The 16,364-nt window shown below is 61.9% G+C and carries 7 protein-coding genes; 6 read left to right on the forward strand and 1 reads right to left on the reverse strand.

Features of this window, described 5'->3' with window-relative positions; all coding sequences use genetic code 11:
* Positions 1-65: 65 nt before the first annotated feature.
* Positions 66-5,531 carry an ATP-binding protein gene (locus O1W68_RS16585; protein WP_269305324.1) on the reverse strand — a complete coding sequence of 1,822 codons (5,466 nt, stop codon included), beginning with the start codon at positions 5,529-5,531 and terminating at the stop codon, positions 66-68.
* Between the two features lie 886 nt (positions 5,532-6,417).
* Here O1W68_RS16585 and O1W68_RS16590 point away from each other — a divergent pair.
* From O1W68_RS16590 to O1W68_RS16615, 6 genes are all read left to right on the forward strand, one after another.
* Complete coding sequence (locus O1W68_RS16590) at positions 6,418-11,094, forward strand: AAA domain-containing protein (RefSeq protein ID WP_269305406.1); 4,677 nt, start codon at positions 6,418-6,420, stop codon at positions 11,092-11,094.
* A 57-nt stretch (positions 11,095-11,151) separates the two neighbouring features.
* Positions 11,152-11,799 carry an SDR family oxidoreductase gene (locus O1W68_RS16595; RefSeq protein WP_269305326.1) on the forward strand — a complete coding sequence of 216 codons (648 nt, stop codon included), beginning with the start codon at positions 11,152-11,154 and terminating at the stop codon, positions 11,797-11,799.
* Positions 11,800-11,856: 57 nt separating this feature from the next.
* The gene (locus O1W68_RS16600) at positions 11,857-13,056 is read left to right on the forward strand and encodes a metallophosphoesterase (protein ID WP_269305328.1); all 1,200 of its coding nucleotides are present in this window, start codon (positions 11,857-11,859) and stop codon (positions 13,054-13,056) included.
* Positions 13,053-13,874, forward strand: coding sequence for a Cof-type HAD-IIB family hydrolase (locus O1W68_RS16605; protein ID WP_269305330.1), 822 nt, complete (start codon positions 13,053-13,055; stop codon positions 13,872-13,874). The genes O1W68_RS16600 and O1W68_RS16605 overlap by 4 nt, the downstream gene beginning before the upstream one ends.
* Before the next feature lie 123 nt (positions 13,875-13,997).
* Positions 13,998-14,534 (forward strand): LpqN/LpqT family lipoprotein, encoded by a 537-nt coding sequence (locus O1W68_RS16610; RefSeq protein ID WP_269305332.1) that lies wholly within the window; start codon positions 13,998-14,000, stop codon positions 14,532-14,534.
* A gap of 36 nt (positions 14,535-14,570) precedes the next feature.
* The gene (locus O1W68_RS16615; RefSeq protein ID WP_269305334.1) at positions 14,571-15,989 is read left to right on the forward strand and encodes a plasmid pRiA4b ORF-3 family protein; all 1,419 of its coding nucleotides are present in this window, start codon (positions 14,571-14,573) and stop codon (positions 15,987-15,989) included.
* Positions 15,990-16,364: the final 375 nt, after the last annotated feature.

Genomic DNA, 16,364 nt, shown 5'->3' on the forward strand with positions numbered 1-16,364 from the left:
GAGACACCGCAAACGAACGCACCCCCGGCCGCAGAGCGGGCGGGGGTGCGTTCGAGGTGAAATCGTTACTGCGCGCGAGCCATCCCGCGCTCTATGGCAGCGATGATCTGCGGACGTAGCTCGGCAGCGGGGACGATATGGTCCACCGAGCCGACCTTCTGTGCGCGTTGAATATTGTGGATCGCCTCGAATTCGGCGGCCACTTCACCGAGCTTCGAGTTGCGGACATTGCCGCGTTCGGTCGCCAACTCGACGCGGATGCGAGTTCGTTCGGCGTCCGTCTCGGCGGCTGTCAGCTTCGCCTCGATGTCGAGGACTCGCGGATCGGCTGCGGTCCTGGCGTTGACGTCCCGCGTGAACACCACTGCCGCTGCCGGTGCGCCACCCAGAACCGAAGCGAACGATCCCTCGACCGCCAACACCTCCATGTTGTCGTTGAGCGCTCCGGAGAACACTACGAATGCGCCTCCGTGGTAACGCGATACTACGCAGAACACGATTGGACCGTCGAAGTTGACTATCGCGCGGCCGATCTCGGCGCCGTACTCGAGCTGGATGTTGCGTAGAGACTCCGGTGAACCGTCGAACCCGGACAGGTTGGCGAGCACCACGATCGGCCGAGAGCCGCTGGCGGCGTTGATGGCTCGTGCGGTCTTCTTCGAGGAATTCGGGAACAACGTGCCCGAAGTCCACTGGTCGGGCCCGTCGGACGGGAACCATCCTTTACGCGGAATTGCTCGCGACTCGATGCCGATGACGCTGACCGGAATACCCGCTAGGTGGGCGTCGAAGACGACCGAAGTGTCCGCGTCGGCCATGTCTGCCCACCGTTCGAGGACAGAGTGATCCTGGTCGACAACGGCACGCATGACCGTGCGAATGTCGAACGGCTTCTTGCGATCCGGGTTGGTGGCTGAGGAGAAGATGTCACCGACGGTGGTGAAGTCGCTCGACGGGTGCACGTGGGGGTAGGTCCGCACGTCGCGTTCGGTCGGATCGGTGGTGACTGCGCGTCGGGGGAACTTCTCACCTGGTGCCGTATAAGCATGTTCGTAGTGCGCGAACAACACCTCGCACGCCGCACGCAGGTTCGGCGCCCAGTACTGTGCCTGGCCGTTCGGTCCCATGACTCGGTCGTAACCGCCGATGCCGAAGTTGTCCTCTGCTGAGACGCCGCCGGAGTAGTCGAGTGACTGTTTTCCGGTCAGGACCATGGCGCTGTCCGGGGTCATCACGAGGATGCCCTTGGTGTGCGCCAACATTGTGGCCTCGGCATTCCAATACGGCTGTGCGCCGACGTTGATGCCTGCGACGACGATGTTGATCTCGCCGCCCGCCTGAGTGAACGTGATGATGCGACGAAGCCCACGTGATACCCAGTCCATGTTCTCGGTACCGGTACTCATCGAGATGGTGGCACCGGAGGACAGTGCGAACCACTCGACCGGAGCGCCGAGGCGCTCGGCAAGGTCGATTGCTGCGACGATCCGCGAGCACTCGGCCTCAGCAACGGTTCCCAGCGACTTGGTCGGGTCCCCGAACAAGGCAACTCGGGTGACGCCCTCGGGATAGCGGTCCGACGGAGTCGACACGAGTCCGACGATGATGCCTGCCGTATTGCGACCGTACGGGCGATCGACAGGCGCCAGGGTGGCGGTTTCGTCGAAGTCGTACTCGGTGAACGTCCCACCCGAGCCCGTGAGCAGAGGAATCAGTTCGTACGGGTACACGGTTCCGCGTGCCTGCGAGCGCTGAACCTTCTGGGTGTATTCGTCCAGCGGCCGCAGTGGCTCGGTCGGCCTGTCGGTGACCTTGGCGACGACCCCTGCGCCGGAGCGATACGAGAATCGGATTGCGACCTCGCGAACAGGCGCACTCGGTCCGTTCCTGAGCCTGGCGATCATCGTGATTTCTTCGAGCCCGGCACCGATGGTGGACGGTGCAATGTGCCGTGCGATTGCGGCGAGGCGATCAGCAGGCACATCGAGCACTGGCCACACGTAGAGGGTGACGCGGTTCGCGTCGAGCCGGTTCTTACCCCGCTGGCTCTGGGCGCGCCGAATCCCGTCGAGGCAGGAGGCGACGGTCCTCTCGATCTCGGGAACAGCGACGACGATACCGTTGTCATCGAGTTGCGTTGTCAATCCACGGATTTCGGCAAGAGCCATCAATCGCTCGTCGGACGGATTTTCTTTCGCCGTCAGGTGGAACAGGTAGGTTCCGGGCGTCGCAGGAAGCCTGGTGCCGTCGAAGTTCTTGAGGCGCCATAGGTCCAGGCGCTGCCCTGTCAACGGATGCATGTCGCGAATGACCAGATCCTCGGCCAGAGGTTCCGAACCCTCGACGCTCGGGCGCCGGAACGTTACATGGCGAACATCGGTGCCGCATACGGTGATCGTGATCCGACGCCAGTTCTTGGTCCGGGGATGTTCGGTGAGAACGGACTGGACGGTACTCGCGATGTCGTCGCTGCTGGCAGGGGCATCAGGCCACGCTAGATACAGGTCGACGGCAAGGTGTTCGGGAGCAGGCCCGGCGATATCGTCGATCGCATCGATCGTCGCGGACAGCGAAGCGAACGTCGTTGCGGCCGAGACCAACTGGAGTCGCTCGCCGGCGAGCAGGAAATTACCGGTGACGAAACGAACTCTGTCTCGGTCGAAAGCCTTGACGTCTTCTAGATCGCGAATCTCGTAGTACTGGCGAGTGATGACCTCGAGCAGTGCGCCAGGCTCGTCGATCCGTGAACCCAACAGATCGATCAACGGCTCGGGGGTGGAGACGAGCGCATCGATGCGAGCCGCGTAGTCCGGCGCGTCGGGGTTCTCGGCAAGATACTGCAAGCTGCCACGGACCCCGTCGTGGACCTGGTCACGTGAACGCCGGATCGACGGGGCGTCGAAAAGACGAAAGCGCAGGTTGCGAGCGACGTCGCCGATGACGGGATACCGAGCCTGAGTCGCAACGATCAGGCGCTCGAGTACCTCACCGATGGCCGAACCTGCAGCGGGCTGCGCTGCCGAGTCCGTCAGCCAACGATCGAGGAGTGCCGAGACGACCGGAACTTGATTCTCGATACGTTGAAGTGCGAGGAATACTCGATATACGGCTTCTTCGAGTTCTGGACTGCGCTCGAGATCCTCGGCGCCGTAGTGACGTAGTGCGCGAGAAAGCTTGCCGCGGAACGATTCCGGAAGTCCTTGGATGTCTGCATCGAGAGAGTGCAGGAAGGAGTGGAAGTGTTCACGCGGGCTGTGCACTCGTTCGTCCGTGTTCTCCTCGTCCATGGTGGGACGATTGCGGGAGAGTTCGCACATATCGGCGAACGTGTTGAGCAGTGCCAACTCTGCGTCGACGACCTGAGAATCGTCGCATGCAACCTCGTTGCGCACCGTCTCGTAGTCGGAGAGCAGAGCCTGAACGCGGGAGGCATTGACGTCGAAACCGGTGATCAGGGCCGACAACTCGTCGAGATACGACAGCGCTTTGCATCGCGGTGTCTCACCCTCGGGTCGGTCCACGGTTCGGAACTCCACGCGAGCGGTCTGGGTGGATGCCTTCTGCTCGCCGGCTTGATCGACACGCAGCAGCGCGGCACCGGAATCGACCTGGCCGTTGACCGAGGCCAAGACTTCGCGCACGCGACCGGCGTACGGCGACCGGACGGCGGTTTCCATCTTCATGCTCTCGAGCACGACCAAGGTCTGGCCTGCTTCGACCTCGTCGCCGACCGCAACCGGCACGGCGACGACGACGGCGGGCGCTGGAGCACGGACCAGTCCGGCTTCGTCCTGGCTTATCTGATGACTGATGCCATCCACTTCGACGAGGAAGTGCGCGGCACCGGCGACGGTGACGATCGAAAAGCGGCGGTTGCCGAGGACGAGGCGGCTCTCGTACTGACCGAGGCGCTCGATGTCGACCTGCACGTCGCCACTGTCACCATCGACGCGGTAGAGGTGCGGTCCGATCTGACCGACGCCGAGCTTGTATGCCTGGCCCTGGTAGTTCAGTTCTACGGTCCGGCCGATGGTGTGGCTTGCACGAGGACGACCACCACGGGCCGAGGACAGGAATGCGGCACGCTCGCGTCCTTCTTCGACGTCGTAGGCATCGATTGCCGCTGCGATGAGCGCGATGTCTGCCACGGCCGTCGGGCCGGTGGCCGTGCCTGCTTCGGATCTATCGAGCCAGCCGGTGTCGGCGGAGGCGGAAATGACCTCTTCACGGTCGAGCAGATCGATCAGAAACGACTTGGTGGTCGTTCCGCCGTCGATGACGACAGTTGTCTCGCGTAGTGCGTTGCGCAGCCGGGCGAGTGCTTCACCCCGGTCACGTCCCCAGGCGATGACCTTGGCGACCATGGAGTCGTAGTCGGGGGGAATGACGTCGCCTTGTGCGATGCCGGTGTCGACGCGGATGCCGCTGCCGAGGGGGAACTTGAGAAGTTCGACGGTTCCCGGTGCGGGCGCGAAACCGTTGTCGGCATCCTCGGCGTTCAGGCGCGCTTCGACGGCGTGGCCGAACTCGGGCGGGCAATCACCTTCGAGGTGATCGCCGTTGGCGACGAGGATCTGCAGTTTCACCAGGTCGATACCGGTGGTGAATTCGGTGATGGGGTGTTCGACCTGGAGTCGGGTGTTGACTTCGAGGAAGGTGAAGATCTTCTGCTCGGGCTGGTAGAGGTACTCCACGGTCCCAGCGCCTACATAGGAGGCGGCGCGCACGAGTTCGCTGGAGACGGCGCGCAGGTGATCGGCTTGCTCTTGCGTCAGGACCGGCGAGCTGGATTCTTCGATGACCTTCTGATTGCGACGTTGGATGGAGCAGTCGCGTACGCCTGGAGCCCAGACGTTGCCGTGGTTGTCGGCGATGACCTGGACCTCGACGTGGCGAGCGTCGGTGACGAGTCGCTCGATGAATACCACCGGGTCGCCGAACGAGCGTTCGGCCTCACCCTGCGTACGTTCGAGTGCGAGTTCGAGTTCGCTCTCCTCGTAGACCTTGCGGATGCCGCGACCGCCGCCACCACTGCGAGCCTTGATGATCAGTGGGTAGCCGATGGCCTGTGCGTGTCGGCGAGCGTCGGCCCGTGTTTCGACGGGTCCACCGCTCCACGGTGCGACGGGAACACCGACCCGTTCGGCGAGTAATTTCGCCTCGACTTTGTCCCCGAGGAGACGCATCGCGTCGCCGGAAGGTCCGATGAAAGTGATGTTCAGTCGTGCGCAGAGGTCGGCGAAGGCTGGATCTTCGGCGACGAAGCCCCATCCGACCCATACGGCGTCAGCGCCGGATTCGACAAGTGCCCGCTCGAGTTCGGCGTGATCGAGGTACGCGGATCCGACCTCGGGTTTACGCAGAACGACGGTCTCGTCGGCCCGCCTGACGAACATTGCGCGGCGTTCTGCCTCGGTGTGGAGGGCGACCGTCCGAATGCCGTAGTCGAACTCGGCGTTGAGTTCCTTGACGGCCCTGATCAGGCGTACTGCCGCCTCGCCTCGGTTCACTACTGCAATCCGTTTGAACAACGTCTCTCTCTCCGTCAGGTGGATGAAAATGCTTTCTCGAACGTCGGGCACGTCGTGACGCCCGCGGGTTCTTGTCACATATCGGGCTTGCTGGGGACGAAACGACACACTCGGTCTCGAGGGACTTCTGTGTGGACAAGAGCGGGAGTCGATGTAACAGCCCCCACCCATCGACCTCGATCTCGTTCGTTACCCCGCCGATCCCTCGTCGAAGACGTGGAACAGGTCTGAATGTCGTCCTATTCTAACGGATCACATGATTCTTACCATGTCAACGGCGATATGGGCCGATGTGATTGATCTCGCTTCGTTCAAACCTTCACTACGGCAATGCATTTCGCTGCAGTTTCCGGACGACGCTGAAAAAGGTCAGCAAAAGCTTGACGGAATACCGACGAGTAGCGTTGCGACAACGGACATTTCGGTGTCGGCGATGGGCCATGATTACCGGCGGGTACGTTACCGGTCGGTACGTGGCGCTCGGTATCGATCGGAATCGGACATAAGGCGCACAACGTCGGAATCTGGGCTCGGTACCGTCGATCGAGCTCGATAAGCCCTCGAGGGTCAGTGGTGGCGGAATCGGATGTGGACGCGAGTGGGCTTTTCTGGCATTTCTTGTGATCTACCACGACGAAAAGAACCTAAGGTCCGTACACCGTGATCAACCCGGACGCAGAGACTAGTCTGGAGCATGCGCGCAAGCACCGTCCCGGTTAACGGACGGCCGTTCGAGGATTTCAGAGGTTCAACAGTGTCGACTGCAGCGGTTCCCGATCGTGGCCAGCAGCCGGATCCCAGCAGGATCTCGGCTGAAGGAGGCGTTTTCGTGGAGGGCGAAGTATTGACGGAAGGGCATGAAGAGCTCACGGACAGGGTTCTGCGCATGCTGCAATTCCTGCGAGAGATCGTCACCGCTCGCACCGAGCCCGTGTTGCATTACGAAAAACACCTTCGTGTCGAGTGGCTTCAGGCCGACTCGCCCGCGTCTCATCTGGATGCGTCGGCCGAGCAGGGCGGGGTGGTGCTCAGGGCCCGGCGGGTCGAGTTCGAAGAACCGCCGAAGCTTCCGGAGATCCTCGAAGGATTCGTCGACCACACGATGGTGGCCGACAGTCGTCATCTGGACATCGAGTTGATCGAATCGGCTTTGGCATCGTCTTCGAGCGAGGACGTCGATGCCGACGCCGACTTCGATGTCCGACACGCCTACCAGGTTCGACGTGCATTCGAAACGTATTCGACCGAGTGGCGTTTATGGGCAGAGTCGGATCGAAAGCAGCGACCGGAAGCCTCGCTCTACCACGCTCTCCAGCTGATGATGCAAGAACTGTCTTCGCAACCTGAGTCCATCGAGCTGGTGGTCGCCTCAGGCCTGTTGAGTCTTTCGGCTCAGGGAACTGCAGGCGCGGTCGTGACGCACCTGCTGACCCAGTCGGCGGCAGTGGAGTTGGACGTCCGCACCGGAGACTTGTTAGTCAAGCTTGCTGCCAATTCACAACCGCGATTCGAGGACACTCAGCTGCTGACCGGCCGGGCCTGCTTCGACCCGTCCGGTTCGGTGAAGATGCAAAGTGACCTGCCGCGACGCATCACCTCACCTCTCGACGCCGACGTGGTGTCCCTGTTCGTGGAGTGGGCCGATACCGCGCTGGATATACCGGTCGACGTTCGAGCCGACCAGAATCGGCCGTCGACTGCCGACGTTCCCGAGAACGGGGCGACGGTAACGTTGTCCCCCGCCCTGGTCATGCGCAAGCGGAATGCGTTTGCGTTGCGTGACTACTACGAGCAGATGATCGCGGATCTCGCCAAGCCAGGTTCGAGGCTTCCGCTCGGTTTGGCGCAGCTGGTGGAGCCCATCGAACCCGCCGAACGTCTGGCCTGGTTGGAACGGATGGGTGCCGCCGAGACTCTCTCTCTGGCTACGGATCCACTCTTTCCACTTCCGGCGAATGCCGAACAGTCACAGATCCTGCGCAGGCTCGGCCGGGACAGCGGAGTAGTCGTCGAAGGTCCCCCCGGTACCGGAAAGACGCACACCATTGCGAATCTGGTGTCGGCATTGCTTGCCCGCGGTCAGCGTGTGCTCGTCACCAGTGAGAAGTCACAGGCGCTTCGCGTGCTTCGGGACAAACTTCCACCCGAACTGCAGGAGCTTTGCGTCTCGATCACCGATCTCGGACGCGGTGGATCAGAGGAGCTCAATCGCAGTGTCGCTCGTATCGCAGATCGCAAAGCGGCATACAACGACGTGGACGCGGCCGAGAAGATCGCGTCCTTGACCGCGCGACGGGCGGATGCTTCGGCGCGGCGTGCCGTGTTACTCGATACCATCGCCGAGCTGCGTCTGTCGGAAACTGTTGTGCATCAGTATGTTTCCGATGGTTACGAGGGGACCGCGGCTGCGATCGTCCGAAAGGTCAAGGCAGCGGAGGAAGCTCACGAGTGGCTACCGGGACCGTTGTCGACGGATCGCCCCACGTTGATCGGAACCGAGGTGGATCGGCTGCGGAAGTTGATCGCTACCGCACCGGATGGGCGTGCGGCACGAGCCGGGCAATCACTCCCACGGCTCGACACCATTCTGCCGAATTCAGCGGAACTACGGTTGTCGTGTCGGCGAGCGAGTGCCAAGGTGCATGTGGAGTCCGAGCATTCGTCCAGGCTTGTCGAGTTCCTCGGTGGAGTCGATCCGGCTGCAGCTCTCGGTATTCGGCAACTGTGCGAAGAACTCGACGCGCGAGTGCGTGACGTTCTCGAACTCGACCAACTCTTCCGACAATTGACCGATTCCGTCCTGTCCGGCGAAGCCGCGCACCTATGGTCACGGGTGAGCGGTATTTCATCCATGGCCGAGGTCGCGGCTCGGGCCGATCGCTTCATCGGTGCTCATGATGTGCAGTGTTCCTCTTCGACGACCGCCGCGCTCTATGCAATGGAATCCCTGACTGTCGCTTTGGAATCGGGAATCGAGTGGAAGCCCCGGTTCCGAAAGAGCGAACAGCAGCGTGCCGTGGAAGATCTCGGCATCACGGCGACTGTCGATGGCGTTCCAGTTGTGTCGGCGAGCGCCGGCCGGCTCGTGACCGAGCATATTCGTGCTCTCGATATCGTCAGCACCGCGGCGACTCTGCTCGGGGACCTACGGATCTCGGTGTCCACCGACGGGCCTCGGTCACGGCGAGTGAACGATCTTCGGCTCGTGAGTGACAAGCTGACGTTGGTGGCAGGTGTCCTGCATGCGCGCGACGCGTTGGTCGAGAAGCTGTACGCGGTGTCACCTTCGGCACCATGGATTCGAAGCCTCGACGACGCGGCGCAGTTCGCTGGGTCGGCAAGGGCTATTGCTACCCGTATCGATGCAGACGCGGCCAAGGCTGAACTGAGCAAAATTCTGTATTCCGTTGCGACACAGGTAGATACTGGACCTTCGCCCGAGGGGACGGCTCTCGTGACGGCGCTGAACTCGGCCGACGAGGACGCCGTTGCCGAGGCGTCGGGGAATTACATCGCGGCATGCCAGGAGCAGGACGATCAGCTGGTCCAGGACGAGTTGGCGAAGAAACTCGCCGATGCCGCGCCCGCGTTGTACCAACTGGTTCTCGACACGGCCGGTGACTCCGACTGGGATGAAATCAGTTGGCAGATGTCCAAGGCATGGGCGTGGCGTCGAGCGCGTGAGTGGGTGAGCGAACAACATCGCGGCGGTGTCGAACATCAGCTCGATATCGAACTGAACGCACTCGACGCAGATCTGAAATACCTGACGTCTCAGCTGGCGGCCGCGATGGCTTGGCGAGACTGTCTCGAGCGGATGACTGCTGTGGAAGTGCGTGCGTTGCAGACGTATCGGGAGCACATGTCGTCGATCGGGGCAGGCGCAGGTCGATACGCGGAGACGTTCCGCAGCGCTGCGCGCTCGGCTATGCGAGATGCGCAAAGTGCCGTCCCGGCTTGGGTCATGCCCCTTGCTCAGGTCTTGGCGACAGTGCCTCCTATAGCGGACAGTTTCGACGTCGTGATCGTCGACGAAGCCAGCCAGGCCGACATCAGCAGCCTGTTCCTCCTGTATTTGGCACCGCGGGTGATCGTCGTCGGTGACGATCGGCAATGTGCACCTGCAGACGTCCCGCAGGCGGGAACGCTCGAAGACGTGTTCACCCGACTCGACGTGTACCTGCCGGATCTACCCGAACATGTTCGCGCGACGTTGACTCCGCGGTCGTCACTGTTCTCGATGCTGCGTACGCGTTTCGGCCAAGTCGTCCGTCTGCGCGAGCACTTTCGATCGATGCCGGAAATTATCAACTGGTCATCGCAACAATTCTATGGAGATTTGCCCCTGGTTCCTGTGCGTCAATTCGGCGCGGACAGGCTCCCGCCGCTTCGCCATACTTTCGTACCCGATGCATCGGTAAGAGGGAAGGGCGCTTCGCTCGTCAATCATGCCGAGGGACAAGCCATCGCCGGTCAGATTCTCGAATGCCTTGCTGATCCCTTGTACGACGGCAAGACATTCGGCGTCGTCGTGCTGCAGGGAACGGCTCAGGTCGATGAAATCCGAAACGAATTGATCAAGCGTATCGGAATCGACCAGTGGGCGGATCGAAGGCTCCGCGTCGGGACACCACCGGACTTTCAGGGAGACGAACGAAGCGTCGTCTTCCTGTCGATGGTGGTTGCACCGAACCAGGACTTTCCCGCTCTCAGCGCAAGCCAATACAAGCGGCGGTTCAATGTCGCGGCCTCGCGTGCGCAGGATCAACTCTGGCTGTTCCACTCGGTCACAGTCGATCGGCTCAAGCGATCCGACCTTCGGAACTCGTTGCTCGCGTATGTCACGTCGACCTCACCTGCACCTGCGAATCCGATGCCGCGCGATGTCACGCCGGATATTCGGCGCAGCGAGTTCGCGAGCCTGTTCGAGCAGCGGTTGTTCGTCGATCTGCGAGATCGTGGATATCACGTCAACCCCGGTGTCGAGGTGAACAATCGACGTATCGACCTGGTGGTCACCGGGCAGGTGTCCAGGCTCGCCGTGGAATGCGATGGAGACTCGATTCAGTCCACTCCGGAGCGTCGTCTGGCAGACCTTCAGCGCGAGCAGGAACTCAAACGTTGTGGCTGGACGTTCTGGCGTGTGCGCGAGTCGGAGTACTACCTCGATGTCGAGGCTGCGTTGGAGGATCTGTGGAATGCCCTGTCCGCGTTAGGAATCGAACCGAATACGATTTCGATTTCGCCCGCAGAAACGGTGACCGAGGAGTGGATTCCGGTCGACTTGGATCGACCGCAGGATGATCTGCTCCTCGAGCAAGCGCCAGGGGACGTGTCGGTGGATACACCACTGGACACGCCGGCTGATCATTTCGTGGAAGGTCCCGACACCAGCCCGACGAGTGCCACCGCGGAAACGCCGTGGAATGCGTGGCAGTCAGCGCCCGAAGGCGAGAAGTACGACATGTGGACCATTCCGAGCGAAGCCCCTGAGCACCGGTTTCCGTCTGTTGAGTTGCCCATCAACGGCTATCACGACGGAGGGCGTGGCCACGACAGCTGACCGAGGCAAATGCTATAGCGTGGATGGCGTCCGACTGTGTCTGTCGAAGGAGTGCCAATGTCTCGAATCGCCATTTTCGGAGGACACGGGCAGGTGGCGCTCCGTCTAGCGCCGTTGCTCGCGGAGCGCGGACACGAGGTGGGGTCGATCGTTCGTAACCCGGATCACGTCGCCGACATCGCGAATGTGGGCGCCACACCGTTGGTGGCCGATATCGAGAACCTGGATGTCGAGAAGATTGCGGTGCTACTCGACGGCTTCGACACAGTCGTGTGGTCTGCAGGCGCGGGCGGCGGCAGTGCCGACCGAACGTATGCCGTCGACCGTGATGCAGCACTTCGCTCGATGGACGCTGCCGGGCGAGTGGGCATCACGCGCTACGTCATGGTGTCGTATTTCGGGGCGGACACGCAGCACGGGGTAGATCCGAGCAATCCCTTCTTCGCGTACGCGGAGGCCAAGGCGGCCGCCGACGCGTACCTGAAATCCACGTCGTTGTCCTGGACGATCCTGGGACCGAGCGCGTTGACACTCGACCCCGGCACCGGATCGATCACCACCAAAGACAACGGTGCCACCGGCGCTTCGGTCACCCGGGACGACGTCGCTGCCGTTGTGGCCGAAACGGTGGACACTCCGGCGACCATCGGACGTGTCATCGAATTCGACAACGGCGACACACCCATCGCAGTGGCGCTCCGCTGAATCGGATCTCCAAGCACTTGTCCTGGAATTTCGCCGTCTCTGCAGTGAGGAACACACATGGCGGATTCACAACCGACCGGTGACACCGAGGTCCACCCGCCCGAGTCAGGCGCTTCCCGACGTCGATGGCTGATCGCACCGATAGTTCTGATCGTTGTCGCACTGCTGTTCGGTGTCCCATTGTGGACGCTTTTCTTCTCCGGTTCCGACTGGCCGTTGTCGTTGCGAATATTCGGCTGCGTTGTGTTCGCCGCTGCTGCGATCGCCTTGCCGGTGTCCATGGCCCGCGGTCATGCGCGCGCCCATGACCGTGCCGCACTGATCGGTGACACGTTGCTCGGAACCGTGTGGGTGCTGTTCGTGTGGAGTGCGCTCGGTTCGATTGCTGCAGGGCTACTCGCCCTTGCCGGTCTGGAAGATCCCCTCCGATCGCGAATTGTTGCTGCCGCGGTTCTCGTCGTGGTCACCGGACTGTTGGTGTGGGGCCATCACGAGGCGATGCGCGTGCCGCGCATCGTCGAGCGCAGCGTGGTGGTTCCGCGTCTCGGTGCCGGACTCGACGGACTCCGCGTCGTGATGATCACCGACACGCATTACGGGCCGTTGGATCGAGCCGGTTGGTCAGCGAAGGTCGTCGACGTCGTCAACACATTGGACGCCGATGTGCTCTGTCACCTCGGAGATCTGGCAGACGGTTCGGTCCTACGGCGGGAGCATCAGGTCCAGCCGCTACGTGGAGCACGCGCAGCCCTGGCAAAGGTTTACGTGACGGGCAACCACGAATACTTCGGCGAAGCGCAGGACTGGCTGGATCACATGGAGACGCTGGGTTGGACGGCCCTGCACAACAAGCACCTCGTGGTCGAACGTGGCGGTGCGAGGTTGGTCGTCGCCGGTGTGGACGATCGAACGGCAGCGGCTTCCACACTCGAGGGGCACGGAGCGGACCTCGATCGTGCGCTCGAGGGAGTCGATGCGGACCTGCCGGTCTTCCTTCTGGCACATCAGCCCAAGCAGATCGACGAGGCAGTTCGACGCGACGTCGAAGTGCAGGTTTCCGGTCATACCCACGGTGGTCAGATCTGGCCATTCGAGTACCTGGTCCGACTCGATCAACCGACGGTCCATGGCCTGAGCAGGCACGGTAAGCACACCCAGCTCTACACCAGCCGCGGCACCGGTTTCTGGGGACCGCCGTTTCGCGTCTTTGCGCCCAGCGAGATCACCGTGCTCGTGCTGCGGACAGAGGCGTCGTGACAGTCCAACTTCTCGCAACCGACCTCGATGGCACCCTGCTTCGCTCGGACAGAACCATCTCAGCGCGTACCTCCGAAGCAATGGCGGCGGCACAGGCGTCGGGGATCGAGGTCGTCTGGGCCACGGCCCGCGCACGCCATTCGATCGACGAGTTGGCTGCCTCCTGTGGATTCACAGGTAAGGCCATCGGTGCCAACGGCGCAGTCGTGCTCGACCTCGCCGACGGCACGCCGGTCATCACCGAGACGACCGGAATCGAATCCGACGTCGTAACCACTGCTATGACCAGGGTTCGCGAGCTGGTTCCCGGAGTCGCCTTCGCCACGGTCGGTCCGACTCGGTTCGTCGCCGAGCACGACTATGCAGCGATGTGTGTCTTTGCGGACCATCATCGACATCCCCACGAGATGGACGTCTCGGTCGACGTGTTGGCCGCGGCGTCGGAGCAGACCGTCAAGATCGTCGCCCGACATCCGGAGCTGGCAAGCGTCGACCTGTTCCACGCTGTCCTGGCAGCAGGGGTAGGGGGAGTGGAGCTGACCCATTCGGGCGCGCCGTATATAGAGATGTCCGCTGCAGGCGTGTCGAAAGCCAGTGCGCTATCGGTGCTGTGTGCGGAACTCGGGATCGAGCGAGCTGCCGTCGCGGCTGTGGGTGACGCGTTCAACGACCTACCGATGCTGGGCTGGGCGGGTACTGCCTTGACCACTGCTAACGCGATGGCCGAGATCAAGGCTGTCGCACATCGCGTGCTGCATTCGAACGATGACGACGGCGTCGCGGGGTACTTGGAAGAGCTCGTCGCCGACCGTCGATGACGGAACTACCTCGGACAGGCGCCGCTCTTCGAGAGTGTGCCGGGTGAAGAGGCCCGGCACTCCGTGAGCAGCGCGCACTTACGATTGAAATCCTATTGTCTCGAAACGTCAGGAGATGTACGGGTGGAACAGAGCAGTGGATCCAATCGCATGACCGTCGCCGAGTATCTTGCGGCGCACGCCGTAGCGGTGACATCCGTCGATCGTGCTCAGGCCGCGTCACTCGGCATCGAGGCCCCCGTACCCGCTGGATGGCAAGCGGCGCCCGAAGAACAATTCCCCGGTGCTACCCAGGTTCTTGTCGAGCCAGGTCTGGTCGAAGGTGGCTTCGCACCCAACGCCGTATTACTTGTGGGCTCGCTGTCCACTCGAATCGACGCCGATGCTCTCCTCGACTGCAGCTTTACCGACGCCCGCGCGATGGAGGGTTGGGCCGAAGCAGAGGCGAACTCCGACCCGTTCGGTGGCCATCCATCGCGGTTCATCAGTGGAACGTTCGTCGCCGAGCAGTGGGAACTGGCCGTCACGACCCGGTACATCGTCGTGCAGAGCGAAACGCAGTATCTGGTTCAACTCACGGTGACCACCTTCGCTGACCACGCCGACAAGCTTGCATTCGACATCGATGCGATCAACAGTGGCCTTCTGAACGCAGTCTGAGCCTTGCCGAAGCGCTGTCGCTACTAAGGTCGAGTGATGCGGAATCGCACTGGACGCGTGCGGCACCTGACTCTGGTGCCGGACCTGTTGGACGGCTCGGACAGTCCGGACCTCGAGATCGCCGACGATACGTTCAGCAACGCGTCCGGCGGTTACGGCGCTCCGGTCGCGAGGTACACGATTCGCGTCTCCTTGGACGGCGTCGAGCCGGCAGTATGGCGAAGGTTCGAGGTCCGGTCGGACCTCTTACTCCCCGAATTTCATCAGGTGCTGCAGCTGGTCATGGGGTGGAACGCTGCTCATTCGCACCGCTACCGGCTGCGGAAATCAGTGGCTGTCATGCGATACGACTTCGAGACCTCGCTGGTCGAAGCAGGGTCGGTAATCAACGAACAGCACGTCAGGTTGGATAGCGTTCTCGACAAAGAGGGCGACGTCATCGGCTACGAATACGATTTCGGCGACGGGTGGAAGCACACGGTCGAACTCGAATCCCTCATCGAGTATCACGAGGATCTTCGTAGCCTGTGCCTCGACGGCGAACGTGCGTGTCCGCCCGAGAATAGCGGAGGACCCGTCGGTTATCGCCATCTACTCGATGTACTCGGAGACCCTGACCACGCGGAATACGAAAGCACGCGGGAATCAGCTGGACCGTTCGTCCCCGAGCAGTTCGACGTAGCTCGCGTCAACGAAGGGTTTCGGGCTGGGGCTCCCGTGCGGTCGGCCGAGGTCGAGGCAGCCGTCGCGTCGCAGTTGATCGCGCGGCTCTTCGGGACCGCCCAGCCAGACCACATGCCCGCTCTGCTGGCGCTGCTGCCGCGATGTGAGCTCACCATCGAAAGCTCTATCGATTTACCGGTTGCAACCGCGGCGATGAAAAAACTTTCGTGGTTGCTCGAGCTCGTAGGTGACACCGGATTGCAGTTGGCGCCCGGAGGCTATTTTCCGCCGGCAGCTGTCGAAGCCATGCGCGTCGATCTCGAATGGGGACTGGGGTGGATCGGATCCAGCCTTCGTGAGGTCGACAATCACCAGGTCGCCGATCTGCGCAATGCCGCCAAACGTCTCGGTCTGGTGCGCGTCCTCAAAGGCGCTTTGGTACGCACGAAAGCGGGAACTCGATATGCCGACGACCCCATCGGCCTCTGGAGGCATTGTGCGTCGCGAATCCCTTTGGGCAAGGAAGCTCATGAGATCGACGGCGGAACGCTGTTTCTCGTCGCGCTAGCGTCGTCGGCATCCGCAACCCAACGGAACGCGATGATCGTGGAGACGATGCAAGCGTTGGGGTGGGGGACCAACAAATTGGTCGACGCCCACACCGCGGCACAACCGACAGTCGACTTCTTGGACCTGATCGGCGCACACGGGCCGTCGCTGTACTTCCGAAGCGAGGTGTTCGACGCGCCCAGTTGGTCGAGACGATTCGCTCGCGATGCCTTGCGAAGTTGATGTACGCCGTTGACCAGGCGATTTGGAGATGGCGTCAGAGTCGCGTAACTTTTGTCGAGTCAGAGCGACACGGACACCGACCCGGACCGAGAGGTACGGGACACGAGGTTGTACGGGGTTTGCACTGAAAATCTTGGTTCGGCAAGATCATGTTGTCGTGCGACGGTGGTTCGATGTGACGGGGTTATTGACTCGGTCGCTTGGATTAGCTAGGCTGGAACGGTTGCCCCAGGCGCTGCGAGAACATTGTTTTCGTGGGTGTGTGGTGTGTGCGTGTTCTTTGAGAACTCAACAGTGTGTCGATGAATGTCAGTGCCGAATTTTGTATTTGGTGAAAGCATCCGATGTCGATGATCATCCGCTTGTGGTGGTTAT

The sequence above is a fragment of the Rhodococcus sp. H36-A4 genome (genome assembly GCF_027158005.1).
GTDB lineage: Bacteria > Actinomycetota > Actinomycetes > Mycobacteriales > Mycobacteriaceae > Rhodococcoides.